Source organism: Tumebacillus permanentifrigoris (genome assembly GCF_003148565.1).
GTDB classification, from domain to species: domain Bacteria; phylum Bacillota; class Bacilli; order Tumebacillales; family Tumebacillaceae; genus Tumebacillus; species Tumebacillus permanentifrigoris.
In genome coordinates this window covers 102,449-127,610 of the sequence record NZ_QGGL01000010.1, presented here as the reverse complement: position 1 = coordinate 127,610, position 25,162 = coordinate 102,449, and the positions used below count along the sequence as shown (strand labels likewise).

Below are 25,162 nucleotides of genomic sequence, written 5' to 3'. Positions count from 1 at the left end.
AGCCACGTCGGCTTCCGACTTTTTTTCTCACCCGAACTTGTACGTAATCCCGTACCCGCCCTTCGGATATACCCACTCAATGTTCGCCGTCGGGCAACCGATCCGGCAGGTACCGCACTCGATGCAATTCTCGAACGCGACGTGCGTCTGCAAATCCGCCCATGAGTAGACGTCCGCCGGGCAGAAGTCATTGCACTCCTTGGTCTCGCACTGCACACAGACCTCTTGGTCCTTGATGATCAGGTGCGAGATATCGTCCACCTTGTACCGAATCGTAAACAACTTTTCCTCAATTGTGCTCTTGTCGCTCATCCGTTGATCGCCCTCCAACCCTTCCAGCCGAGCTTCAGCAGATCCCATGTGCCGCCGGCTGTTTGCTTGATATGCTCGATCGCAAAACGCTGCTTCTCCGCTTTCGTGCGACCATCCACGTTCAACATGTCAAAAGCCGCCGTGTTGATCGCTTGTGGCAATGCTCCAAACAACAACTTCGGATCGATCTCGTTGAGCAGACCGTGCAGACCTTGGTACTTTTTCAAATCCTTGCGAATGAACGATTCCGCGACTTTGCGGTCATAGGCCGACAGCGTTGCCCGACTATACGCGCCAATCCCCTTCGCCGCCACCACCGCCTCGCCCGCATACCTGCCAGACGTCATCGCGAGGTTGGTGCCCTCGCGATGTACGAAGTTGACCAACTGCGCCGCGTCCCCGCAGATCATCCACCCGTTACCCGACAACTGCGGCACCGCTTTCAGACCGCCCTCGGGAATCAGGTGACCCGCGTACTCCTTGGTCTCGCCACCTTGGATCAGCTTGCGAATCGCCGGGTGCTGCTTGACCTGCTCCAGCAGGTGGTAGGGCTTCACGCGCGATTTTTTCAGGTCGGATACCATCACGCCGATCCCTAGCGAGATCGATTCTTTGTTGGTGTACAGGAACCCAAGACCCGTCATGCCGCCTGATGTCTCCCCCACGAACTCGATCGTCGCACCTTCATTGTCCTCCAGCCCAAAGCGGTCGAGGATTTTCTCCTTGGGCAGGAAGATCTGCTCCTTCACCGCCAACGAAACTTGATCAGGCTCCCACTCGCGATGTACGCCCAATGCCTTGCCAAGCAGGGAGTTCACACCGTCCGCGATGATCGTCACATCGGCGTACAGGTCGCCTGCCTCCCGGTCGGTGCGCACCCCGACCACTCGATCCCCCTCCCGCAACAACTCCAACGCCACCGTCTCATAGACGGGGATCGCCCCCGCCTCCACCGCTTTGTTGGCAAACCACTGGTCGAAGTTGACTCGCATCCCCGTCCAGCAGTTGTGCGGTTCCTTGAAACCCTCATTGCGATGACCCAGTTTGGTCACAGAGTCCTTGCCCATGATCCACAGGTTCTGCTCGATGATCTGACGCTCCAGCGGCGCTTCCTTCCAAAACTCCGGGATGATGTCCTCCAACTGCTTGCGATACAGGACACCGCCGAACAGGTTTTTCGCCCCTGGAAACTCCCCGCGCTCCAACAACACCACCGACAATCCAGCCTTCGCCATCGTCAACGCTGCGGCGGCACCAGCCGGACCTGCCCCGACGACGATCGCGTCGAATTTTTGCATCCTCAGTTCCTCCCTTCGACCGTCGCGGCCGTCTCCTGCGCCGTCTCTTGCTGTCCGAGGCGGACGGCTGCGCGCTTCTGTCGCACCGAATCGGTGATCGCCGGGATGATCTGGAACAGGTCCCCGACGATCCCGTAGTTCGCGAATTTAAAAATCGGCGCGTTCGCGTCGCGGTTGATCGCCACGATGAGATCGGAACTCTGCATGCCGACGGTGTGTTGCACCGCTCCCGAGATGCCGACCGCAAAGTAAAGTTTCGGGCGCACCGTACAACCCGTCTGCCCCACTTGGTGCTCATGCCCGATCCAGCCCGCATCGACCGCCGCCCGCGATGCCCCGACGACGCCGCCCAGCGCATCCGCCAACTCCTGCAACAGCTTGAACGGCTCCGGTCCGCCTAAGCCCCGTCCTCCCGCCACGATGATCTCCGCTTCCTCCAAGTTGAACGTTTCCGTCGCCTCGATAAATCGCAACACCTGTGCCGCAATCTCGTCCTCCGCCATCTGCGACGGAACGGCGATGATCTTGCCTTGGCGCTGGGGATCAGGGACTCGCGCTTCAAAAACGCCGCTTCTGGCGGTCGCCATCTGCGGCCGGTATTGCTTGCACAAAATCGTCGCCAGCATCTTTTCGGAGAAGGCCGGTCGAGAAGCCAGCAACAGTCGGCTCGGATCTGGCTCCACGTCGAGGATCGTGCAATCAGCCGTCAGCCCGGTCGGCAAGTGTGTCGCGATCGCCCCAGCGAGGTCGCGCCCGGTCGCCGTCGCACCGAACAGCACGATCTCCGGCTTCACCTCCTCGATCGTCTGCAAACAGACGCGGCTGTACGGGCGGGTGCGATAGTCGCGCAACTCCGGTGCGTCACAGTAGTAGACGCGGTCTGCCCCGAACGCAATCGCTTCCTCCGCCAGATGGTAGATGTCCTGTCCGAGCACCATCGCGATCAGATCGGTCTCCAACTTGTCAGCGAGTTTGCGACCTTCGCCGAGCAGCTGCCACGAGACGTTTTTCGCGACCCCGGCGCGCTGCTCCACCACGATCATCACCCCGCGATAGGCCGACCAGTCCGGCATGTCGCTCGCTTGTGTTTGCTTTGCTTTTTCCTCTGCCATCTGCCTACACCTCCTCCTCTGCCAACCAGCCCAAGCGGGACGGCAACTCCGTCTGCCAAAGTTTCTCGACCAGCGCCGTCGCGGTGCCCGTCGTCGTCTGGGCTTCGATCATCTCTGTGGAAACTTGCTTTTGCTCCGGCACCCACGTCTTGGCGACGATCGTCGGCGAGCCCTTTAGTCCGATCTTGGCACGTTCCAGACCGGGGAAGTCGGCAGTCGTCCAGATCACCGGCTTGTATGTAGCAGCTCGCAACATGCCCGGCAGCGGCGCACGGCGCACTTTGTTCAGCTCTTTGAGCGCTGTGATCAGCACCGGCATCGAGGTCTGCACCACTTCCACACCGTCTTCGAGCAAGCGTTGAACGGTGATCCGACGGTGCTCCACATCGATCTCCTCTACCTTGTGTACATAGGTCAACTGCTCCAAATCGAGGCGACACGCGATGCCCGGGCCGACTTGCCCCGTGTCGCCATCCAGCGTTTGTTTGCCGCAGAACACGATGTCGACCGGCCCGAACGTCTCCCCCACTTTGGCGATCGTCAAGCCGAGCACATAGGACGTAGCCAGCGTGTCCGCTCCAGCAAACCCCCGGTCGGTGACGAGCACCGCTTCATCCGCCCCGAGCGAGATGCACTGCTTGAGCGACTTTTCCGCCGGCGGAGGTCCCATGCAGACCACCGTCACGCGCGCGCCGTGCTGTTCCTTGATCCGCAGCGCTTCCTCCAGACCATGCATGTCATAAAAGTTTGCAATCGCCGGCACCCCTTGGCGAATTAATGTGTTCGTCTTGGGATCGATGCGAATCTCCCGACTATCCGGCACTTGTTTCACACAAACCACGATGTGCAACATCTGACTCCCCCTCACTCTACCTGTCCTACTTGGATTTTTATGAAGGGATCGTCCAGAACATGCGCACACAAAATCTAACATGAAAGTTTTATATCTTTGGAAAAGGAAAAATAGGACTACATTGTAACCGAACTCATTTAATATAAGTAAATTTAGTAAATGATTTGGCTTCCGTTTTTAGATACTTTGCCCGTATAATGGGCACAGAAGAGCAAGATAATTGGAGGACATGCCATGCTTTCTCTTGGCCAGAAGATCCGACAGCGGCGCTTGGCAAAAAAAATGACCCAAGGTCAGCTCGCAGAAGGATTGGTCAGCGCCAGTGCAATCTCCCAGATTGAATCTGACAAAATCAATCCTTCCTACAAACTCCTGTGTCAGATTGCCGAACGGTTGGATGTGCAACTTGACTACTTTTTGGACACCCGAGAACGAGAGTCGTATCTGGAACAGACGACCTCTCACAAGTTGGCAAAGACGTTCCTGCTGGCGAATGAGCCGCAAAATGCAGTACCGATCTTGGAAATGCTCCTCCAATCGCAGGAAGACAACTTGGAAGTCAAAATGGACCTTGCGACATGCTACACCAAGTTGAATCGTTCCCAAGAAGCGATTGAAATGTTGGAGAGCGTCATGCATCAATCGTTGCGTGAAGATGACAAGTTGTCCTACGTCTCCTCCATGTCAAAACTAGGTCATGTGTTTTTCCAACACAATAACATGGCCCTTGCGCTCCACTACTGGCACAAGGCCCATGAGGTCATTCAAGAGTTGGAAGACGTTGACCCGTTTCTCCATGCAGAAGTCGCCACGAACTTGGCGATGGTCTACAACCACATGGGAAACTTCGACCGGTCGCTTGAACTGTTCGCAGAATCGCAAAAGCTTGTGGAGGGTTCCTCCAATCTCCACCACTTGGCGACCAATTACCTAGGTCTGGGCCGTTCCTATTATGGCAAACGAGAATTCAGACTCGCGGAAGACTACTGCCAACAAGCGATCACCATCTTTAAGAATCTGAATCAAGTTCGCCGCTCCATCCAGATCAAGGAAAACTTCGCCATTCTGCGCAGCGAAACAGGCGACCATGAGGGCGCTTTGCACACGTTGCAAGAATGTCTGCAGGAATACACGGAACACGGATTTGAGAGCTATACATCGAACTCCCACGCGGAGATCGCCAAGCTGCTCATCCACCTCCAAGACTTCCAAAAAGCGAAGCAGCACATCACCTTGGCGTTTCAAAATTGCGAACCTGATTCGGTCTATCATGCACAGTGCTACTACGTCCGCTCGCTCTTCAACTCCGCTCATGATGACATCCAATCGGCGATCCCGGATGCACAGAAAGCAATCGAGATGTTTTTCCACGTAGAAGCCTTGCAAGAGTACAACAAAGCCAGTCTACATCTTAGCGATTTGTACAAACGGATGGATGATTACAAGTCATCGACCGAAGTTCTCGAACAGTCACAAATCGCTATTCAAAATTATCTACGAGGAAAGGGGATCTATCTATGAAAAAAGTACTTGCTCTCACTCTGTTGGCTGCTGCAATCACGCTCGGTGCTCTGCTGCCGACCGCTCAACACCAAGCCATCTTCTATGGCGGAGATCCGGTCGGAGGCATCGTCAAGCTCGACTAGGTGAGCAGGCCCGAGTGACTTTCTCGGGTCATCAATTCTCCATTTGCTCAAAAAAGCATGCACAGCTCCTCTGGAGCGATGCATGCTTTTTTCGATTACCCGACGGAGCTCCCCTCGGGGCGCCCACGATCTGTCTGGCGTGCGTCCCGACGCAGTTGGTCTTCGTGGATCTCGCCTTCCAGCCGGGCCGCTTGTTGTTGCCGGACTTGCTCCTGTTCCTGCTCCATCTGCACGCGCATCCCGTAATCGGTCCAGCCGTAATGGGGCAGATACGGCCCCATCGAATACCCGAGGTTGGCCGACCCGAGCGCCTCCACGCAGACGATGAGGAATGCGGCCAGCCCGGTCATCACCTTGCGCAGCCATTTCCGCAACATCGCGCTCACCTCCCGCTACCATCCTACGCGCCAGCTTCACGCCGTAGAAGCAGTCGTCCGGCGCGGGAAAACGCATAGACGCCGAGGATGACCAGCGCACTGCCGGCGAGTTGAATCCACGACAATTGCTCCCCGAGCAGGAAATAGGCGAGCACCGCCGTGAACACCGGGTTGAAGTTCAAGAACATCCCTGCCGCAGTCCCGCCGAGTTTTTGCACCCCGATGTTCCAGAACACCATCGCCCCGACGGTAGACAGCAAACCGATGTAGAGAATCGACCACCAAAACACGGCGTTCGGCTCCTGGATCGTGAAGTTTGACAAGTTGAACGGCAACAGCATCAGCACCCCGAAGACGCCAGCGTAGAGCGTCGACATCATCGCGGACACGTCACGCATCGCCAATTTTGCAAACACCGAGTACAGCCCCCACATCGCCACGGCTGCCAGCATCCAGAGGTCCCCGACGTTGAAATGCAGATCGAGCAAGCGCGAGAGATCGCCACCGGAGAGCACGACCAGCACGCCCGTCAACGAGACCAGCATCGCCAGCCCTTGCAACGGGTGCAAGCGCTCGCGCAGGAGCAGGAACGAACAGACAGCGATCGAGACTGGATTCAACGTGGAAAGCAAGCCGACATTGGTCGCGGAGGTGCGCTCCAGCGCCCAGAACATGAAGAGGTTGAACAGCACCACACCCGTCGCCCCCATCATGAGCAAGGGCACCAAGGCGCGGCGCGCAGGCAACAGCTTGCGTTCGCGCCAATAGACGAGCGGTATTAGACAAACAGCCGCGATGATCCAGCGCAAGGAGGTCAGCGTCATCGACGACGCATGCCCGACGAGAAGCTTCCCGACCACGAAGTTGCCGCCCCAGAGCAAGCTGGTAAAGAGCAAAAGCAAGGAATAGATAGATGGCATCGGAAAAAGTCCTTTCCTTCGTCTGTCGAAATTCTCTCCACCACATCGTACCACACCCTCCCCGCAAACAAAAGAAGCCGCCCCCAGAGGGAACGGCTTCTTTTTGGCTTACCTCCGCTCACGAACCGCTTGGAACAGCTCGTCCAAGTCCGCGTTGACCGCATGCGGTTGTTCCACTTGCGGGATGTGGGCAGCCTCTTCCAGAACCAGGAGCTTCGCCCCTGCGATGTGGTTCGCGATGTATTCGCCCACCTCAACCTGGATCACACCATCATGGCGGCCCCAGATGACGTGTGTCGGCACGTCGATCTCGTGCAGACGGTCGCGGAAGTTCATGTCCTCCGTCTGGTCGGCCAACAGCTCATACCGACGTCGCGACTCCAGACTTTGTCGCTTGCCTGCATCGGTCACGACCATGCTAAACTTCTCCGGCTGGTAGAACACCGCCTTGTCAAACTCTTCCTTGGGAGCTTCGGTGGGCATCTTCTCTCGTTGTTCCCCCAGCCACACACCCGCTGTGCAGAGCAGACCCAAGCCGGCGACACGCTCCGGGTGCTTCGCCGCTGTTTCCAGCGAGATCCGTCCGCCTAGCGAGTTCCCGACCCAAACCGCCTGCTCCACACCGAATTCGTCCAGCACGCCCGTCATCAGCTCGACGTACTGGCTGAGGCTGGAGATCCCTGCCGGCATTTTGTCCCCGCTAAAACCAGGGATGTCGACAGAGATCATGCGCCCGAATGATTTGAGGTGTCGCATCTGGTACGCCCACATCTTGCTCGTGCCTCCGACTGCGTGCAGAAACAGTCCGGTCAACGGGCCTTCACCCTCTACGACATACAATGACAACTGGTGCCCCAGCACTTTGACTTTCATCCGTTTCACTTGGATCGACCTATCCTCTCTTGCAACATTCACACTATTTACTTTCCCGGAACACAACAGCAGCGGCCTCGCGGGAATAGCTGCGGCGAGCTGTGTCGATGCGCTCCAACAGGAACGGTTCCTCGTCTGCATGCCCGAGCGTGACCACCGTCAGATCGACGGAGACCTCGCCTACACTGGGGAAGCGGTGCTTGGCGAATGCATCGTGAATCCGCTTGCGAATGATCCCGAGATCGGCCTCGGGGGTGCCTTTGACGACGACAAGGAATTCGTCATCCATGTAGCGGCAGATCAGATCATCCCCGCGCATCGTGTTTTTCAATAAATAGGACACGTCGATCAGCACGCGATTGCCGATTTCAAAGCCGTGCCGATCGTTGATCGTCCGCATGCCCAGGATGTCGACCAAGAGGAAATGCATGGGAAAGTGGTTCTGGTTTTCACAGAGCGAACGCAGTTTGCGACGCAAGTAGTAGATCGTGTGCAACCCGGTCAAGCTGTCGACAAACAGCCGCTGGTCAAACTCGGAGCAGTACACCGCCACCCGGTTGCGCCCCATCTCCTTGGCACCCCAGTACAACGACTGGTCAGCCTTCTCCAACAGATCGTTCGGCGACAAGGCATCATGCGTGTGCAGATGCGCCAGACCGACCGAGATCGTGATGTTTTTCACCGTATGTTCTTGGTAGACGAACTGATGGTCTTGGATTTTCAAGCGCACCTCTTCGGCGAGTGCGTATCCTTCTGATACGGTCATCCGGCCGATCGCTACAAACTCTTCGCCGCCGTAGCGGGCGAGCATGGCATTGCTCTGTTCACAGACCGACTTGGCGATCATCGCGACTTGGCGCAAGACTTCATCGCCGACGATGTGCCCATAGATATCATTATACTTCTTAAAATAGTCAATATCAAAGATGATCAGACATAAGTCCTCACCCATCACTTTTGCCGCATGAAATTGAATATCCAACTGCTCATAGAAATACTGGTAGTTGTACAGCCCCGTCAACTGGTTCGTGATCGAGGCCCGCTCCAATTCTTCGTAGACATGATTGCGGTCCATGATGATCGAGACCTGATTCGCCAAAAAACCCAGTTGCTTCTGGTGATCCGCTTTGAACCCATAGGAGTTCGGCTTGCCCATGCAGATCACCCCGAACACCTTGGTCTTGCCGACCAGCGGCACGAGGATGTAGGAGCGCACCTCCCACTCCGGGAACAAGTTCTCCGCCTCTGTCGCTTTCAAAACAGACAGCACCGCCTGTTCCGATACGGCGCGTTCGAGCAGCGGATGCCGGATGTTCTCCACCAGCACCCCCGCGCGATCCATCCCTTGAAACGACCCGTCCGGCTGTTTTTTCAACATCATCGCCCGCGGCGAGTCGGTCAACTCTCGGGCGATCTGGAACGTCTTGTGGAAGATCGTGCCCAATTCCTTGGAGGTGCTGAGGTTGATACAGGCGTAGTTCACGCGATTCGACCATTGCAGGTGGTTGAAGGTGCGGATCACGCCTGTGACGACCGCTACCGGAACGCCCAGCACCCACAGCGTGTAGAGGCCGATCTGCGGCTCCAGCAAGTTCCCGATCATCGCCAGCGGGAACACCGCCAGATAAATCACCGATTCCCACATCACAGCATGCAAGCAACTGCGCCACGAGAAGTGGCGTGTGCGCAAGTACAGGTGTACATGCAGCGTCAGATGGTTCGAGACGAAAAACACCGTGCCGATCAGCAAGAGTTTCAACAAGTTCAGAGAGCTCTCGGTGTGCGTGGCGCTCCACGTGGGCTCCACCAGCGCAAAAACGAAAAATCCAGCCATCAAACAGATCACTTTCAACATCGGATTCGTGAGGACCGCGATCTTGCGCGACTTGTGGACGACGAGCAACGTCCCCACCAGTTCGCCAAAGAAATTGACCCACAGCGCCGTGGCGAGGTCATACGTGATCACGAAGTAAAAGGTGAACACCAACTCCAGCGAGATCAACATCGACGGCAACGTCACTGGAAACACCACCGACAACGCGATCAAGGCTGTACCGAACAAAACAACAAGACCTGTGTCTGACGTGAACTGAAGCGGATGCTGCAACAAAAACAGCAACCCCGCTACGATCAGCAACACTTCAAACAGATGGCCCATGCGGTACCACGCTTTGGCTTTGACCATCCCCACTCCCCCCGTCCCATTGCTCCGAACGTTTTCACTACCTTTATGTAGGATTTCCACTTCGTAGAACAGCTCTAGACGTACTATTCGCGATTCGCAATGTCAACACCTGTTAAATTAAGGAATTTCATGAAGTAATTTCATCTCACACAAGCATGTAAGGAAAAAGGAAAAAAGCACCCGCTTGCTTAGGGTGCTTGCCGTTCCCACAACTCCGCTCGGTCCCAGCCTTCAAAAACCTCGACAACGCCTGGGCGCATCTCTTTCATAAATTCAATCGCTTCCTCCACCGTCTCGCAATCGGTGACGCGAGCTTTTTGAAAACTTCCATCCTTCATCTGCAACGAGACTTTCACGACCATGTTGATCGACTCCCTTCGCTATAAGTATACAAAAAAAGAAACCTCCGCGCGAAGCGGAGGTTTCTGGTCGAACGAGATTACTCTTTGCCTTGAATGGAAACGCCGGACAGGTCGGAAGACGGAGCGGATACATGGGAAACCCAGCCTTTGACGTACGGTTTGGTGATAACTGCAGATGCGCGGAAGAAGATCGGGCCAACCGGCATATCTTCCATGAGGATTTTCTCTGCATCGTACAGAGCTTGCATACGCTTCTTGGAATCGGATTCCTTTTGTGCAGCGTGAACGAGATCGTCATACTTCGGGTTGGAGTAGCCGTTTTCGTTGAAGTCGCCACCCGTGACCCACATGTCGAGGAACGTCATCGGATCGTTGTAGTCAGCACCCCACAGCGAGACAACCATATCGTAATCGCGGTCGGTGGTGCGCTTCAGGCGCAACTTGAACGGAACGTTCTCGACTTCAACATCAACGCCGAGGTTTTGACGCCATTGTTCTTTGAGGAACTCAGAAGCTTTTTTGGAGACGTCGCCGTCGTCAGAGAGCAACTTGATTTTCGGCATTTCGGACAGGCCCACTTCTTTGAGGCCTTCTGCGAGCAGAGCTTTTGCTTTGCCAGCGTTGTCTTTGCGCTTGATCAGGTCGCCGTTGTCTGCGCGGAAGTCGCCGCCGTTACCGTTGGAAGTACCGGTCGGTACGAAGCCGGTCGCGCCTTTGGTACCGTTGTGGTAAACGATGTCAGCATATTGATCGCCGTCGATTGCGTAGGTCAGAGCTTTACGAACCTTTGCACTGGTCAGCGCTTTTACTTTTTCGTTGTACTGGATGTAGCCGTTGGTCAACTCCGGAACGGTGCCGAATTCTTTGGAGTCTTTGTAACGGTCTACTTGGTCGCGAACGAGGCCGATGCGATCCAGTTGGCCTGCTTGGTAGAGGTTTTCCAGTGCGCCGGAGTCTTTGACGACTTGGTAGTTCGCCTTCTCCAGTTTGACGGAAGCCTTGTTCCAGTAGTTGTCGTTTTTCTCAAGGGTTGCAGATTGCTCATGTACCCAAGCGGTCATTTTGAACGGACCGTTGAACAGAACTTTGTCTGCGTCGCCGCCGTATTTCGCGCCTGCAGATTCTACGAACGCTTTCTTTTGCGGGTAGAACAGCGGGAAGGACATCTGCTCTGCGAAGAACGGAACCGGGTTTTTCAGGACAACTTCGAGAGTTTTGTCGTCTTTTGCTTTTACGCCGACTTCATCAACGGAGCCCTTACCTTGGTTGAATTCTTCGCCGCCTTTGACCCATGCGAGCATGAATGCGTATTGGGAAGCGGTTTTCGGATCGAGGGTGCGTTTCCAAGCGTATTCGAAGTCTTTTGCGGAAACGTTCGTACCGTCAGACCACTTGGAGTCGTCACGCAGGGTGAAAGTGTAGGTTAGGCCGTCCGGAGAAACTTTCCATTCCTTTGCGACACCCGGAATGGCTTTGCCGTCTTTGTCCATACGGGTCAGACCTTCCATAACTTGGCCGAGCATATTGAACGCGATGTTGTCCGTAGCTTTCGAGCTATCCAGGGACGGAATTTCGTCGCCCAGGGACAGGTTGATCTCTTGCTTATCAGCAGCTTTCGGAGCATCGCCGTTTTTCGTTTCATCTTTGGAGCCACAACCAACAAGCGCTACACTGGAGAGCATGGTCAGTGCAAGACCGATACCTACCCATTTCTTTGCATTCATTTTTGAAACCCCCTAAAAAATGTCTTTTTTCTGTTTTTTGTGATTATTTCGTCTACACGAACAATATAGCATGTACAAGCGGGCAAATCAAGCACTTAATTCAACCTCAAATCACGTAAAAATTAACTTAAACTTTCACTCCAGTCACTACCTATCTCAATGTACGTAACCTCGTTGTAAAATAGAACCGCTTGCGACACACTATCGAGCGAGGAGGTGTATGTGGATGGATTGGATGTCCGACTTGGAAGCCCGTCTACAGGCGCGTGAGCTGTTTCAGATCAGCATCGATGGGCAGATCTATACGGTCGATGCACGTGGCGCAGAGATCACCTTCACAAATGCCTATGGGCGCACTGATACGTTCTCCACGCCCGACCACCTGCAGACCGCTTTGCAGTCGCGGTTTGAGAGCCCGGTGATCGCCTTGATCTGACAACGAAAAAAAAGCCGCCCGCATGTTGCGGGCGACTTTTTGTGTGTAAGGCAATGGCTTACTTGCCTTCGACGTAGGTTTCTTTGAGCTCGTAGTCCGGGCCAAATACGCGCCATTGGAAGTTCTTGAGGTACGGCTTGTTGACGTATGCTTTGGCACGGAAGTACAGCGGGCCGATCGGCATTTCCTTCATCAGGAGCTTCTCCGCATCGTACAGGTAGGTCATACGTTTTTTCGGATCTGCTTCGGTCTTGCCGTTTTTGATCAGTTCATCGTAGGTCGCGTTCGACCAGGACGGATCGTTGAAGGAACCGCCGGTGATGAACATGTCGAGGAAGGTCATCGGATCGTTGTAGTCAGCGCCCCACAGGGAAACTACCATGTCGAAGTCATGACCGTGCGAACGTTGCAGACGCAGTTTGTACGGTACGGTTTCGATGTCTACATCGATGCCGAGGTTTTGACGCCATTGTTCCTTGATGAACTCGGTCGATTTTTTACCGACGTCACCATCATCGGAGAGCAGCTTGATTTTCGGGAACTCGGTCAGGCCCGCTTCTTTCAGACCTTCTTGCAGAGTTGCCTTGGCTTTTGCTTTGTTGTCTTTGCGGTTGATCAGGTCGCCAACATCCTTGGTGAAGTCGCCACCTTGGCCGTTGGAGATGCCTTTCGGGGTGTAGCCGGTCGCGCCAACGGTACCGTTGTGGTAAACAACGTCCGCGTATTGGTCGCCATCGATCGCCCAGGTCAGAGCTTGGCGAACTTTCGCGTTTTTCAGAACCGGAACTTTTTGGTTGTATTGGATGTAACCGGTGGTCAACTCTGGTTGAGTCGCGAACTCCGGTTTGCCTTTGTAGTTGTCAACTTGGTCACGAACGAGACCAGTACGGTCAAGTTGGCCGGATTCGTACAGGTTGAGCGCTGCGTTGGAATCCTTGACGACTTGGTAGTTTACTTTTTTCAGCTTGACTTTGGAAGCATCCCAGTAGGTGTCGTTTTTCTCAAGGGTTGCGGATTGCTCGTGAACCCAAGAGGTAAACTTGAACGGACCGTTGTTCAGAACTTTGTCAGCTTCTGCGCCGTATTTGTCGCCAGCTGCCGTTACGAACTTCTCGTTTTGTGCAAAGAAGATCGGGAAGGCCATCTGTTCCGGGAAGTAGGAGATCGGGTTAACCAGTTCCACGACAAGCGTTTTGTCGTCTTTGGCTTTTACGCCAACTTCGTCAACAGAGCCCTTGCCTTGGTTGTATTCGTCGCCGCCTTTGACCCATGCCACCATGAATGCGTACTCAGCAGCCGTTTTCGGGTCGAGGGTGCGCTTCCAGGAGTATTCGAAGTCTTTTGCGGTTACCGGATCACCATTGGACCACTTCACGCCATCGCGGATGTGGAAGGTGTAGGTTTTGCCGTCAGCGGAAACTTCCCACTTGTCAGCAAGCGCCGGTTGAGCCTTGCCGTCTTTGTCCAGACGGGTCAGACCTTCGTTGATGTTTGCAAACAAGGTGAAGGAAATCGCGTTGGTTGCCTTGGAGAGGTCCATGGTCGGGATCTCGTCAGACAGCGCGAGGTTGAGTTCTTGGGTAGAGTCGGTTTTGCTAGCGGTGCTGTTGTCAGTAGAGTCCTTGGTACCGCAACCTACGAGACCAACGGTTGCCAGCATGGTCATTGCCAAGCCGATATTCAGCCAGGATTTTGCTTTCATTATAAAGTTCCCCCTTACTCGAGTTAGAACGTAATCAGCGCGTAATCTCTCTGTAATTATTCTGAAACAATTGACTTCGATACCAACTATACCAGTTACTCGGAGATTTGACAATACTCCGTTTTGAGAAAAGTTCGAATCTATACAAAAAGACCCTTGCAACGAGGCAAGGGTTACAGGTTTTATCAAAAAATTTACGCTTTTTTCAGACGGGTGAAACGGGGCAGGACTTTGCGCTCACCGATCTTGACATGGAACATGATCGTCAGTTCCAAAGTCTCCTCCGCCCCGCGCTTGTCGAGGATGATGCCCTGTCCATATTGCGGGTGGATCACATAGTTCCCGACTTTCCATTCATCGTCCGGCACATCGTTTTTCCCGATCACCGTCTCCTTGAACTCCTCGGGAATTTCGTCGAGGAAGCGCGACGGGTCGTTGCGCTGTGTGTTGCCAAACAGCGTCCGTTCCGCGCAATAGGACATATGCAATTTCTCCTTGGCGCGGGTGATCCCGACATACGCCAAGTTGCGCTCCTCCTCGATGCCTTGAGGAGAGTCCATCGAGCGCATGTGCGGAAAAATCGTCTCCTCACAGCCGATCACAAACACGGTCGGGAATTCCAGCCCTTTCGAGGCATGCAAGGACATCATCAGCACGGCGTCCTCTTCCTCCCCCTTCTCCTTGTCCGTTTCAGAAAGCAACGAAACTTCGGCGAGGAAGTCGGACACCGAGCCTTTGCGCCGGCGATCGAACGACTTGGTGATCGAGAACATCTCCTCGATGTTCTCCAAGCGCTGCTGATCCTCTTCCTTGTTCGAGATGGAGTACATCTCGCGGTACTTGGTTTTCTCCAGAACTTCCGCCAAATACTCGGAGACGGTGAGGCCTTCCTGGCAGAGGTGCAGGTATTTCATCATATCGTAGAACTCTTTGCACACTTTCGCAGTCTTGTCGGGTAGGCCGTTCTCCTCCGGCTCCCCCATCGCGTCGAGCAACGTGAGATCGCGGTCATGTGCGTAGTTCAGCAATTTCTGTACAGTTCCGTTGCCGATCGAGCGCTTCGGCGTGTTGATGATGCGCAGGAGCGAGATCTCGTCCTCCATGTTGGTCAAGCATTTGAGATACGCCATGATGTCCTTGATCTCGCGCCGGTCGTAGAACGTGTACCCGCCCAGCATCTTGTAGGGAATTGGCACTTGCAAAAACGCTTCCTCGATCACCCGCGACATCGCATTCGCCCGGTAGAGCACCGTACAATCTGCATACTTGCCCCGGTTCGCGACATGATTCTGGACCTGTTGCACGATGTATTGTGCCTCGTCCTCATGGTCGAGCGCTTGGTAGATTGAAATTTTTTCGCCATGGCCTTTGGCCGACCACAGCGCTTTGTCCTTGCGCGTGACATTGTGGCGGATGACGGCGTTCGCCGCGTCGAGGATCGTGGACGTGGAGCGGTAATTTTGCTCCAGCTTGATGATCGTCGCCTCTGGATAGTCCTGCTCAAAATTCAAGATGTTCGAGATATCCGCACCGCGCCACGCGTAGATCGCTTGGTCCCCGTCCCCGACGACACAGAGATTGCGGTATTTGGACGCGAGCAATTTGACCATCTTGTACTGCGCGCGATTCGTATCTTGGTACTCATCGACGTGAACATAGCGGAATTTGTTCTGGTACGTTTCCAGCACATCCGGTTGGGTTTCAAACAGCTCGACCGTTTTCATGATCAGGTCGTCAAAGTCCATCGCGTTGCAGTCTTGCAATTTGCGCTGGTATACGCGGTATACTTGCGAGGCCGCAATGTCCTGCAGACGCTTGCCGGCCACTCCGACAAAGTCGTCTGGGGTTTGCAGTTCGTTTTTGGCAGCTGAGATCCGCCATTGGATCTGGTTCGGGTCAAACTTTTTGATGTCGAGATTTAAGTCGAGCATCGATTGTTTGATTGCCGAGACCTGATCGTCCGGATCGAGGATCGTGAAACTGTTTTTGTACCCGATCCGCTCCGCCTCTCGTCGAAGGATGCGCACACACATCGAGTGAAATGTTGACATCCACAGGTCTTCCGCCGCGTCGCCGACCAATTTTCGGATTCGCTCGTTCATCTCCTTGGCCGCCTTGTTGGTGAAGGTGATCGCGAGGATATTGAACGGTGCGACGCCGCGCTCGTTCATTAAATAGGCAATTCGGCGGGTCATGACACTGGTCTTGCCTGAACCAGCGCCGGCCAAGATGAGCAGCGGACCTTCCGTGGTCTCCACCGCGAGTTTTTGTTCAGGGTTCAAGCCCTTGAGGATCGTCGCAGCCGAAGTCATTTGGCTCATGTCGTACAACCTCCGATACTTGTGCAAAATCGTTACTTTATTGTAACGGAAGCACCCGGCAAGTCAAGGACACGCCTGCTGCAACAGACTCCCTGTGAACGATCGAGAAAGAGCCTCCCCTTGCAGGGAGGCTCTGATTCAAGTCTATGAAGTTTGGCGTGATTAGCGTTGGCCGGAGAGTGCTTGCTCTGCGTAAGCAACCAGGCGCTTGGTGATTTCGCCACCGACAGAACCGTTCAGACGGGATGCGGTTTCCCCACCAAGGTTTACACCAAACTCAGAAGCGATTTCGTACTTCATTTGATCAAGAGCTCGCGAAGCACCGTTGACGAGATGTTGGTTGTTGTTATTTGCCATGAGAGGCACCTCCTATATGGAATTGCGTGTAGTTTGTTCCTTTGGAATGGCTTTGATTCGTGCTACGTTTACCCACTTCGGTTTAGCGACCGCCGCTCAGAGCTTGCTCTGCGTAGGCTACGAGACGCTTGGTGATCTCGCCGCCGACCGACCCGTTGAGACGGGAAGGAGTTTCACCACCCAGGTTGACGCCGAACTCGGAAGCAATTTCGTACTTCATTTGGTCCAGAGCTTGTGCTGCACCGTTGACGAGATGTTGGTTCGAGTTGTTGTTTGCCACTGTGTGTCACCTCCTTATGGTGTTGAGGTTAGTATGGTTCGTGTTGCGATTTTCATGCTGGTTGTTGACTGGAATTTCGAGGATTGCCAGCCTTGGGGTGCAAAAAAGCCTCGGGACAAACCCGAGGCTTTTTTTCTGCAACTACGCGCGGCCGGACAGAGCTTGCTCTGCGTACGCCACCAGACGCTTGGTAATTTCGCCACCGACGGAGCCATTCAAACGCGAAGCGGTTTCCCCACCCAAGTTCACACCGAACTCGGACGCGATCTCGTATTTCATTTGGTCCAACGCTTGCGAAGCACCTTCTACGAGCTTTTGTCTGTTCCCACCGCTGTTGTTTGACATGTTAGGCCACCTCCAGAGGATTTTGGGTGCGAGGGGTTTTTTTAAGGGCCCCTCGCACAAGTTTGGAGCTATTCAATTAGGAACTGCGATTACTGACGACCACCGGACAGAGCTTGCTCTGCATACGCCACCAGACGCTTCGTGATCTCGCCCCCGACGGAACCGTTCAGACGGGAAGCCGTTTCACCACCCAGGTTCACACCAAACTCGGACGCGATCTCGTATTTCATTTGGTCCAGCGCTTGCGAAGCACCTTGTACGAGCTTTTGTCTGTTCCCACCGCTGTTGTTCGACATGTTGTGTCACCTCCTCTCTGTGATTGTGTTTATAGAATGCCACGGAGGAGGATTTGAATGCGTTCCAAGTTTAGGAAAAAATGTCGACAGAAAACCCAAGAACTAGGATGCGCCAAGTGCGGCTTTTTATGCGAAAAAAAGATCACCCGCCGCAGCCTGCGACAGGTGATCTTTGCAAGGGTGTCGTTACTTGTTCCGCGCTTTGTTTTTGCTTTTGGCGAGGTTTTCCGGGCGCTGTACTTTCGGGGTATTTGGGTTGTACGTGTTTTCATTTTTGTTCGCGTCCACTTTGTTTGCCATGGCTCATCCCTCCCCGCCGTTACTATGCCCGGGAGACGTGTGTTCTATAGAAGATTGTACTTTCGACAAAATACCATTGAATTCGACACGCGATTATGTCAAAGTGAAGTTATATAATGAGAGACTTCGTGAGGTGGGGCAAGCATATGGCAACCGGAGCAACAACTTCATCTAGTTATCGAATCCCCATAGGTCATCGGATCGAGGAAATCTTGGACGAACGGGGCGCAGCGTATCTGATCGGATTTTTTGCAAACCGCATCCAGTTTGATCCCCGCCGCCTCGTGGCTATACTGCAAGGGGAGATCACGCCGACCTCATCCGATCTCGAACAGATCGCCAAGGGACTTGGCCTCTCGGTGGAGCGCTTAACCCAACAGGACACGCTGGAGCAGACGGAACACCTGCATCTACAATTGCAATCGCCGGGCGTATCGGAGGATGTGGTGCAGCTCGCACGGGAGTTAGCGTCTGTTGCCCAGGGAGCGACCGAGCGCAGTGATGCCTTCACCAACTTGGGCAAAGCCTACTTCCGCTGTCGTCGGCTCGAGGATGCGCACGAGGCTTTCGTCCAAGCGTACACACACTACAAGCCTGTGATGGATCGACATCGGGATTTTGATCGACTCCTTCGCCTCTTTAATAATTTGATATTTAGTTATAACAAGCAAAAGGACTATCAAGGCTTGGCTGAGATCCTCGACCAGGCAGAATCCATCGAGTGGCAAGACCCGGAGCAAAAAGGTGCTGTGTTTTTTGCCAGTGCCGTCGTCCAGTACGAATTGGGCAACGTCGAGCAAGCCAAGCAACGTTTCCAGCAGTCCTTGCACGCGTACCTCAACAGTGAGAACACAGTCCTCATCGGTCGCGGCTATTACAACCTCGGCCGGCTGGAGTATCTGATCGGTCAGGACGCGCTTGCGGTCGACTATCTCGAAACGGCGCTCCAGTACCTGAATACGGATCAAAAAACCAGCACCAAAGTCGTGGAGTATCTCGTGAAGGCTTTGATTCAACTCCACGAATTGGAACGTGCGGAGCAACTGCTCAACGAACACCGTGAGCTGTGGCAAGAGAATCCAAAAGTCTTGGCGTTGCTTTACCTCCAACACGCCTACCAAAGCGGTGACCCTGATCGACTGGCGGAGGTTTTGACGCTGGAGATCGTAGAGAAACCGCTGAAGGCCAGCGGGTACAAGTATCTGATGAGCTATTTTTCTGACATTGGAGATTCCCTTGCTGTTATGAAATACTTCCAGTACTATTTACTAGCCGACAATCAACCTTCTTCATTCGAAGATCTTATGCAGCAGAGGAGGGAATGAGTTTGAAACAGTTTCTCGTGATTTTGGCAGTCGCCGTCCTGATGGTTGTGTTCGGTGCGAACCAAAGCCATACCAGTACCCCGCAAGCCGATTGGGAAGGGCCCGACCCGAAAACCACGTTGGTCTTCTAAGCAGGTACCAAAAACCACCCAGTCCTGTTGGACGGGTGGTTTTTTACTCCTTGGGTGGGCGGAGTGTCTCCATCACCTTAAGCAACTGCTGATACTCCTCATCATTCAGCGTTTCGATGCGATACATCCATTGCAAGGCGTTTGTTTTCAATTGGTCTTGAACTCGGTTGACCCTCGCCTGTTCCTTGTCTGGCCCATGAAAAAACCCAACCCAGTGGTTGGCGAGATTCGCGGTGAATGTCCCGATCAAGCCGATCCCGGTGAACATCAGGAACACCGCGATGATCCGCCCGCCATCGGTCGCCGGAGAGACGTCCCCATAGCCAACCGTGGTCATCGTGACGATCGCCCACCAGAGCGCATCCCCGAAGCTGTTGATCGAATCGTTGTGGTGCAGTTCTAACACGTAGATGCCCGCCGAACTCCAGGCCAAGATCAGCATCATAAACAGGAAGATCAAGCGCATCTGCTTCGACGTAACCACGCTCCATAACAACGGAGACGCATGCAAGATGCGAACCAGACGGACGAGACGCATGAAGCGAGCCAGCGGGAAATGGACATCCAAGGGGATCATCGCGAGCAGATCAAACCAATTCCTGATCACAAACCGTTTGCGGTCCTCCGTGCGCCAGAGCCGAATCGAATACTCAATCGCGAAGAACGTGATCATCGCATAATCAATGCGACGGTAAAACGTTTCCGTCAAAAAGGGTTGGTCGGCAGGATCAGCAAAAATGAGAATGGCATACGTCAACACAACCAATAAAATAAAAATCTCATATAATAGCCGCGTAACTCTCACTGCTCCTCTCTCTATCAACCCCTTCATTGTACCATTTAACATTGAAAAAAAGAGCCTGCCTCGATCGGGCAGGCTCTTTTTTACGACGACTTCTCCAGCCTACTAGTAGACTCGACGTTGCCCATAGGGTGCTCGACCATAGGGCCGTGCAACACCGCCATAACCTCCGCCGTAGCCACGACCATAGCCATACCCGCCGCCAAAACCACCCGCACCGAATGCGAACAGCCCGCCGATCAGTGCGTACAGGATCAGGAACCACGCGCCAAAGAAAACGTGCTCGGTCTCCACAGTGTCCGTCTCCGTTGCGACCGCTTGCGCAACCTGTGCGTTTTGCTTCATGACCGAAGCGTAGTGACCGCCGTGCATTGGCTGCACATAAACGCCTCGCTCATCCGCTTGCCGCAGAATTCCGTGCGTGGTGTGCCCGTTTTGGTGCCGAACGACCACCGGTTGACCCATCAGTTTCTTGGCTGTCTTCCGCCATTTGTCAGACATCGGTATCCCTCCTCTCCCGTTCCACTCATCATACGCAGGAGAGGGACAATCGGTAAGGGACAAGCGCACAGTTTCGCTGCATCAGGTACAAAACGTGCTTTTTGGGCAAGCTCTTACCCGAGTTCCAACCAGCGGTTGTTGTCTCGGACGTTTTGTTCCAACTCTTGTTTCACTTTCGGGTATTCACTGATGTACCGGGCGATGTCCGGCCGCTCCTGGATCTGTTTGGTTTGTTTGTACAGGCGGAGCAAGTAATACAGGAAAACCGACTCTGCGAACGTATTGCCCGCGGTCGGATCAGGTGCGGTCGTGGACAGATTCCCGGAGCGGTTGCGCACGAAGTTGTACGAGCGATTATAATGCATCGAACACATCCCGCGCGCGCGTACCAATTTGTCACATCCGTCCATGCAGCAGGTTTTCGATTTCATGCCGTTGCCTCCCTTGGCGAGCCCTCTACTTGATAATTTGAGTTTATCCGACTCATGAGATTGGTTAAATAGTCGAATTGACCCGATTCGTGGTGGATTTTACGCCACGTTCTGTTACGTTCGAACTAGTCAAGGGCTTTTCAGCGGGTAGGAAGTCACAGATACGATCGTTTCGACCCGCTCGCTCAGGCAAAAAAAAGATCCGCAGACGCTCTGCGGATCTTTTTTTGACAAGCTACCGGACCTCGCTAACTCGTCGCGGGATCTCCTTGAGCGGAATCCCTTCCTTATAATAGAGCGACGGCGTGAGGATCACGAAATAGAGATGAGCGTGTGTAGCACCACGAGCATGGAGCAGTTGGTGCAACATCATCGCGAGGGCGTTGTGCGTTTCCTGTTCGCGTTGGAACATTTGAATCTCCACCGACTGCGGACTGTTGGCAATCGGGTCGACATGCAGGCGTTCAATTTTGATGATTTCCTTCGGAACGTTGGCGATGTCAGAGAATTGCTCGATGAGCACAGGTGCTAGTTCTTGAAGGAAGTCCTTCTCGAATCCTGTGAACCGTAAAAATGGCATTGGCTTACCCCTTTTCAGGTATTGCGAAATATATAGTTATTTATATTACGTGTTAGATAGCGCCCTTTTATTGTAACGAATCTTGCAGGTCTGAGGCAACTCCCAGTTTTGTGCTACCGGCCCCAAAAAGGTTCGACGACTCCCGCCATGTTGCAGTATGATACATACAAATGGGTAATAAAGGGATGTGAAGCCATGAAACTCGTAACGTTCCAACACGAGATGCTCGACGCAGCCGCACAACTCCTCTCCGCTCGTCATGTCCGTGCGCGCATCCAGCACCCAGCACTGCCTGAGCAGTTCGAACAGCCTGAACAGGCACGAAAAGCACTCCAAGCGCTGTTGGAAAAACCGACTCCGCTGGCATTCGCGGCCATCCACGAGGAGCAAGTGGTCGGGTATATCATCGGCACTCTGGCCTTCAGTGAGATCCGGGAACGACATCTCTGGGTCGATTACGCAGGTTCTGCCCTCGCAGCTGGCGTTGGTGTTGAACTGTATCGCGACCTCTACGCACAGCTCGCAGAGGTCGCCGTCGCAAAAGGCTACTTCAAACACTATGCCCTGCTTCCCAGCAGCGATGAGGATTCGCTCCATGCCTGGTTCCGCTTGGGGTTCGGCCACGAGCAAGTCCATGCGCTGCTCACCTTGCCGTCTGAGGTGGAAGTCCCAGCTCTGCCCTCCGGCATCACGGTCCGCCGCGCGGGCAAAACCGATGAATCGTCGGTGCGCGCACTTGCCCCCACGATCATGAGGCATCAAGTCGGCACCCCGGTATTCGGCATCGCCTTCCCAGACGATGCCCCCAGCCTGCAAGAAGGCTATGCGGGATTGTTGGACGAGTCGGATGTTTCGTTCTGGTTGGCCACGCGAGACTCCGAACCGCTCGGCTATCAAGTCTTCTGGCCGGACACCGCCTCCGACCACAACCTGTTGACACCGACATCCTGCATCTCGCTCGGCGTCGGCGGGACATCGCCCGCAGCGCGTGGAGTAGGTGTCGGCACCGCATTGGTTCGCCAAGGTTTCCAGCACGCCAAGGCATCTGGCTTCACCAACTGCTCCACCGACTGGCGGATGACCAACCTGCTGTCCTCGCGGTTTTGGCCTAGACTTGGGTTCCAACCGGTCGCCTATCGCCTCTTCCGTCAGATCGACCCGCGCATCGCATGGGCTGACGGACGGTAACGCAAAAAAAGACCCTGAACGCGTAGAACGACGCGTTCAGGGTCTTTTTGTACCTAAACGTTGGACTTTCTGCCGCGAACCAGCAAGGCATACAACACGATCGCCCCTACATCTGCGATCGCGATCGTCATCCCCATCGGTGTCGCGGTGTGACTGCCGCCCAAACCGACGAGCGGTGCGGCGATGGCACCCGCGATCAATTGCGGAACGCCAATCAGCGCGGCAGCACTCCCTGCGTTGCGGCCTTGGTTCTGCATCGCAAGCGAGGTGCTGGTCGGGCCTACGATCCCGACGGCCGATACGACGAGGAACAACGGGATCATCACAGCAACCAATCCGGCGCCCGTGAGAATCATGGTCAACAACCCGAGCCCTCCGATGCTGGCATAGACGAGCCCGCCCAGAAATACCCGGGTCTCCCCATATCGGACCGCCAGACGTGCGGTCACCTGCCCGGCGATGATGATGCCGATGCCATTGATCGCGAACAGCACGCTAAACAGTTGCGGCGAGACCCCGAACAGATCCTGCAACACGAACGGCGAGCCGGAGATGTATCCAAACATCGCGGCCGTCACCAGCCCTTGCGACCACGCATACCCCATGAAGACACGATCGCTGAGCAGGTTGCGCATCGTGGCGAGCGTTTTTTTGATGCCGCCGGTCGAGCGTTTTTCGAGGGGCAAGGTTTCCGGTAAGCTAGTGATCACACCGATCAGCATCAACACGCCAAGCAGCGCCAGCACGATAAAGACCCCATGCCAGGATGTCACCCGCAGCAGTTGCCCTCCGGTGACAGGAGCAAGGATCGGGGCGACTCCGTTGACCAACATCAACAGCGCAAAAAATTTCGTCATCTCCGTCCCGGCATACAAGTCTCGCACGATCGCGCGGGCGATGACGATGCCCGCCGCACCTGACGCCCCCTGTATGAAGCGCAGCACGATCAGCATCCAAATCGAGGGTACGACTGCGCACAACAACGAGGAGAGGATATAGATCAGGATTCCGACGATCAGCGGCATCCGCCGACCCCGTGCGTCGCTGAGCGGCCCGGCGAGCAATTGCCCGACAGCGAGCCCGATCAAGCAGAATGTCAAACTCAACTGTGCCAGTGATGTCGTGGTGTGCATGTCGTCCGCAAGCGTTGGCAGAGCTGGCAAATACATATCAATCGACAGTGGTGCCAACGCTGTCAGCGAACCAAGGACGAGCACCATCCACAACCGACGTGACTGCGCAGGCAAAGCTGCGACCTGTTCCTTCATGAGCAATTCACTCCAACCTTCATCATGCACCCTTCCTTTCCGTTGCATCTATCATAGTTACAGCCCCTTCGTTCGTCAAGAACAGCCAGTCCGCCCAAGGAAGAAAGCCGCTACTGTCCACTTCACTCTATTGATCGGTATTTACCATCTCCAAAAAACCAACGGCTCCAAATGATTCGTTGGTTTTTGGGTCTGTTACTTCGGTTCTGCTAGTCTTTTCAGCAATGCATCTGCAAACACATGAGCGTCCAAAGGATAGCGAGCGGTAATCAAATTGCCATCCTCCAGGCAAAATGGTTTCCACGAGGCCTGCCCGCGTTGGAAGTCGTGGGGGTTCTGAAGCGCGTGAATCACTTCTTCCTCCACATACTCAGGATACGTCCTGTAATAGTCGCCGTGTTTCCAGGCGGTTAGATAATAAGCCGTTCGCTCAAGTGTCTGCGTCAAAGCGGTTACTTTGCGTCCGTACAAGACACTTTTCCCGGTTTCGGGATCTCGTGTTCGCGCTAGAACGATGGTGCCATGACAGATGGCGGCCACGAGTTGGTCATTTTTCATAAATTCCAACACTTTCGTTTGGAGCATTTGACTCTCCAAGTACTGCCGCATCCCTTTGGCATGTCCGCCCGGCAGGATCAGGAGTTCATAGTCGGTCGGTTGAATCTCATGATAGGGTATTGGATGTTTGAAGCGATCACTTTTCACCAGTTGCCGATACGCCTCGATCGCTTCCGGTTTCGCCCCTAGCTTGCCAAATAGAACGCCCGTCAGCAACAAAGGGTCCGTTTGACCGACTTGGCCAGTTTCTGTGCTGAAGACCACTTCGTATCCACGAGCGGTAAGTGCTTTCCAAGGAATCGACACTTCCGTCGTATCAAAGTCACGGTCAGGAATCGGGATCAGGATTTTTTTCGTCGAAAAGGACATCAAGGCAACCTCATTTCACCTTTTAGATAGGTACGTATTTGACGGCACAGGAGCGCATTCCTGTCGCCACGCGAAGAGGTGAAAAAGCTTTTCACAACGTGAATTCCCGAAACCACAAATTTCCTATATATCCCAAAGTTATGATAATATTTTCGAAAATGCTAAAATTTCACGAAAAATAACGGTGTATCAGGTTTACTATTAAATCGTAACACAATATAATGAAGTATAGGTAAATAAATCAGAGCCGAATTTCAGCAACAACGGCAAGGGAACCACCAGTTGAAAGGGAGTCTTCTGAATTTTAGAT

Annotated in this window: 28 protein-coding genes; 6 read left to right on the top strand and 22 right to left on the bottom strand. The window is 54.2% G+C overall.

Annotated features, from left to right (window positions below):
* Positions 1 to 27: 27 nt before the first annotated feature.
* From C7459_RS12885 to C7459_RS12870, 4 genes are read right to left on the bottom strand one after another with little or no spacing between them, the layout of a single operon-like run.
* Positions 28 to 312 (bottom strand): ferredoxin family protein, encoded by a 285-nt coding sequence (locus C7459_RS12885; protein WP_211320388.1) that lies wholly within the window; start codon positions 310 to 312, stop codon positions 28 to 30.
* Entirely contained in the window at positions 309 to 1,610 is a 1,302-nt protein-coding gene (locus tag C7459_RS12880) for an FAD-dependent oxidoreductase (protein WP_109689719.1), read from the bottom strand. The genes C7459_RS12885 and C7459_RS12880 overlap by 4 nt, the downstream gene beginning before the upstream one ends.
* 2 nt (positions 1,611 to 1,612) lie before the next feature.
* Positions 1,613 to 2,722, bottom strand: coding sequence for an electron transfer flavoprotein subunit alpha/FixB family protein (locus C7459_RS12875; protein ID WP_109689718.1), 1,110 nt, complete (start codon positions 2,720 to 2,722; stop codon positions 1,613 to 1,615).
* Between the two features lie 4 nt (positions 2,723 to 2,726).
* On the bottom strand, positions 2,727 to 3,575 hold the full coding sequence (locus tag C7459_RS12870) for an electron transfer flavoprotein subunit beta/FixA family protein (RefSeq protein WP_109689717.1): 849 nt from the start codon (positions 3,573 to 3,575) through the stop codon (positions 2,727 to 2,729).
* Between the two features lie 234 nt (positions 3,576 to 3,809).
* Here C7459_RS12870 and C7459_RS12865 point away from each other — a divergent pair, with 234 nt between their 5' ends.
* A complete protein-coding gene (locus C7459_RS12865) occupies positions 3,810 to 5,096 on the top strand; it encodes a helix-turn-helix domain-containing protein (RefSeq protein WP_109689716.1) in 1,287 nt (428 codons plus the stop codon).
* Positions 5,093 to 5,221 carry a hypothetical protein gene (locus tag C7459_RS24010; RefSeq protein WP_281272774.1) on the top strand — a complete coding sequence of 43 codons (129 nt, stop codon included), beginning with the start codon at positions 5,093 to 5,095 and terminating at the stop codon, positions 5,219 to 5,221. The genes C7459_RS12865 and C7459_RS24010 overlap by 4 nt, the downstream gene beginning before the upstream one ends.
* 95 nt (positions 5,222 to 5,316) lie before the next feature.
* Here the strand turns inward: C7459_RS24010 and C7459_RS12860 are convergent, their stop codons facing one another.
* From C7459_RS12860 to C7459_RS12840, 6 genes are all read right to left on the bottom strand, one after another.
* Positions 5,317 to 5,598, bottom strand: coding sequence for a hypothetical protein (locus C7459_RS12860; RefSeq protein ID WP_109689715.1), 282 nt, complete (start codon positions 5,596 to 5,598; stop codon positions 5,317 to 5,319).
* 23 nt (positions 5,599 to 5,621) lie between these two features.
* Positions 5,622 to 6,518 carry a DMT family transporter gene (locus tag C7459_RS12855; RefSeq protein WP_109689714.1) on the bottom strand — a complete coding sequence of 299 codons (897 nt, stop codon included), beginning with the start codon at positions 6,516 to 6,518 and terminating at the stop codon, positions 5,622 to 5,624.
* A 108-nt stretch (positions 6,519 to 6,626) separates the two neighbouring features.
* Positions 6,627 to 7,391: an alpha/beta fold hydrolase gene (locus tag C7459_RS12850; RefSeq protein WP_245884536.1), complete on the bottom strand. Its 765-nt coding sequence runs from the start codon at positions 7,389 to 7,391 to the stop codon at positions 6,627 to 6,629.
* Between the two features lie 43 nt (positions 7,392 to 7,434).
* Positions 7,435 to 9,576 carry a GGDEF domain-containing protein gene (locus C7459_RS12845; protein ID WP_109689712.1) on the bottom strand — a complete coding sequence of 714 codons (2,142 nt, stop codon included), beginning with the start codon at positions 9,574 to 9,576 and terminating at the stop codon, positions 7,435 to 7,437.
* A gap of 188 nt (positions 9,577 to 9,764) precedes the next feature.
* On the bottom strand, positions 9,765 to 9,938 hold the full coding sequence (locus tag C7459_RS23340; RefSeq protein ID WP_170119445.1) for a hypothetical protein: 174 nt from the start codon (positions 9,936 to 9,938) through the stop codon (positions 9,765 to 9,767).
* 77 nt (positions 9,939 to 10,015) lie between these two features.
* Complete coding sequence (locus C7459_RS12840) at positions 10,016 to 11,662, bottom strand: peptide ABC transporter substrate-binding protein (RefSeq protein ID WP_109689711.1); 1,647 nt, start codon at positions 11,660 to 11,662, stop codon at positions 10,016 to 10,018.
* Positions 11,663 to 11,888: 226 nt separating this feature from the next.
* On the opposite strand from C7459_RS12840, the gene C7459_RS12835 reads away from it, so the two are divergent.
* Positions 11,889 to 12,098: a hypothetical protein gene (locus tag C7459_RS12835; protein ID WP_109689710.1), complete on the top strand. Its 210-nt coding sequence runs from the start codon at positions 11,889 to 11,891 to the stop codon at positions 12,096 to 12,098.
* 58 nt (positions 12,099 to 12,156) lie between these two features.
* Here C7459_RS12835 and C7459_RS12830 read toward each other — a convergent pair whose 3' ends face one another.
* The 6 genes from C7459_RS12830 to C7459_RS12805 form a co-directional block, all read right to left on the bottom strand.
* Entirely contained in the window at positions 12,157 to 13,800 is a 1,644-nt protein-coding gene (locus C7459_RS12830; protein ID WP_109689709.1) for a peptide ABC transporter substrate-binding protein, read from the bottom strand.
* Positions 13,801 to 13,994: 194 nt separating this feature from the next.
* Complete coding sequence (locus C7459_RS12825) at positions 13,995 to 16,112, bottom strand: ATP-dependent helicase (protein ID WP_109689771.1); 2,118 nt, start codon at positions 16,110 to 16,112, stop codon at positions 13,995 to 13,997.
* Between the two features lie 171 nt (positions 16,113 to 16,283).
* Positions 16,284 to 16,478, bottom strand: a complete 195-nt coding sequence (locus tag C7459_RS12820; protein ID WP_109689708.1) for an alpha/beta-type small acid-soluble spore protein — start codon at positions 16,476 to 16,478, stop codon at positions 16,284 to 16,286.
* Between the two features lie 82 nt (positions 16,479 to 16,560).
* Positions 16,561 to 16,758 (bottom strand): alpha/beta-type small acid-soluble spore protein, encoded by a 198-nt coding sequence (locus C7459_RS12815; protein WP_109689707.1) that lies wholly within the window; start codon positions 16,756 to 16,758, stop codon positions 16,561 to 16,563.
* Positions 16,759 to 16,899: 141 nt separating this feature from the next.
* On the bottom strand, positions 16,900 to 17,103 hold the full coding sequence (locus C7459_RS12810) for an alpha/beta-type small acid-soluble spore protein (RefSeq protein WP_109689706.1): 204 nt from the start codon (positions 17,101 to 17,103) through the stop codon (positions 16,900 to 16,902).
* Between the two features lie 89 nt (positions 17,104 to 17,192).
* Positions 17,193 to 17,399: an alpha/beta-type small acid-soluble spore protein gene (locus C7459_RS12805; RefSeq protein ID WP_109689705.1), complete on the bottom strand. Its 207-nt coding sequence runs from the start codon at positions 17,397 to 17,399 to the stop codon at positions 17,193 to 17,195.
* A gap of 446 nt (positions 17,400 to 17,845) precedes the next feature.
* Between C7459_RS12805 and C7459_RS12800 the strand changes: the two genes are divergently transcribed.
* Positions 17,846 to 19,024 (top strand): tetratricopeptide repeat protein, encoded by a 1,179-nt coding sequence (locus C7459_RS12800; protein ID WP_146200999.1) that lies wholly within the window; start codon positions 17,846 to 17,848, stop codon positions 19,022 to 19,024.
* 2 nt (positions 19,025 to 19,026) lie between these two features.
* Positions 19,027 to 19,155: a hypothetical protein gene (locus C7459_RS24005; RefSeq protein WP_281272773.1), complete on the top strand. Its 129-nt coding sequence runs from the start codon at positions 19,027 to 19,029 to the stop codon at positions 19,153 to 19,155.
* A 43-nt stretch (positions 19,156 to 19,198) separates the two neighbouring features.
* Here the strand turns inward: C7459_RS24005 and C7459_RS12795 are convergent, their stop codons facing one another.
* The 4 genes from C7459_RS12795 to C7459_RS12780 all read right to left on the bottom strand — a co-directional run bounded on the left by C7459_RS12795 (position 19,199) and on the right by C7459_RS12780 (position 21,469).
* On the bottom strand, positions 19,199 to 19,960 hold the full coding sequence (locus C7459_RS12795; RefSeq protein WP_245884524.1) for an ion transporter: 762 nt from the start codon (positions 19,958 to 19,960) through the stop codon (positions 19,199 to 19,201).
* A gap of 102 nt (positions 19,961 to 20,062) precedes the next feature.
* Positions 20,063 to 20,458, bottom strand: coding sequence for a hypothetical protein (locus C7459_RS12790; RefSeq protein ID WP_109689702.1), 396 nt, complete (start codon positions 20,456 to 20,458; stop codon positions 20,063 to 20,065).
* Positions 20,459 to 20,571: 113 nt separating this feature from the next.
* Positions 20,572 to 20,889, bottom strand: a complete 318-nt coding sequence (locus tag C7459_RS12785; RefSeq protein WP_109689701.1) for a hypothetical protein — start codon at positions 20,887 to 20,889, stop codon at positions 20,572 to 20,574.
* A gap of 235 nt (positions 20,890 to 21,124) precedes the next feature.
* Positions 21,125 to 21,469 (bottom strand): DUF1904 family protein, encoded by a 345-nt coding sequence (locus C7459_RS12780; RefSeq protein ID WP_109689700.1) that lies wholly within the window; start codon positions 21,467 to 21,469, stop codon positions 21,125 to 21,127.
* A gap of 195 nt (positions 21,470 to 21,664) precedes the next feature.
* Between C7459_RS12780 and C7459_RS12775 the strand changes: the two genes are divergently transcribed.
* Positions 21,665 to 22,657 carry a GNAT family N-acetyltransferase gene (locus C7459_RS12775; RefSeq protein WP_170119444.1) on the top strand — a complete coding sequence of 331 codons (993 nt, stop codon included), beginning with the start codon at positions 21,665 to 21,667 and terminating at the stop codon, positions 22,655 to 22,657.
* 53 nt (positions 22,658 to 22,710) lie between these two features.
* On the opposite strand, the gene C7459_RS12770 is transcribed toward C7459_RS12775, so the two are convergent.
* A complete protein-coding gene (locus C7459_RS12770) occupies positions 22,711 to 23,925 on the bottom strand; it encodes a multidrug effflux MFS transporter (protein ID WP_109689698.1) in 1,215 nt (404 codons plus the stop codon).
* Positions 23,926 to 24,120: 195 nt separating this feature from the next.
* Positions 24,121 to 24,852, bottom strand: coding sequence for a type 1 glutamine amidotransferase domain-containing protein (locus C7459_RS12765; protein WP_109689697.1), 732 nt, complete (start codon positions 24,850 to 24,852; stop codon positions 24,121 to 24,123).
* Between the last annotated feature and the right edge of the window lie 310 nt (positions 24,853 to 25,162).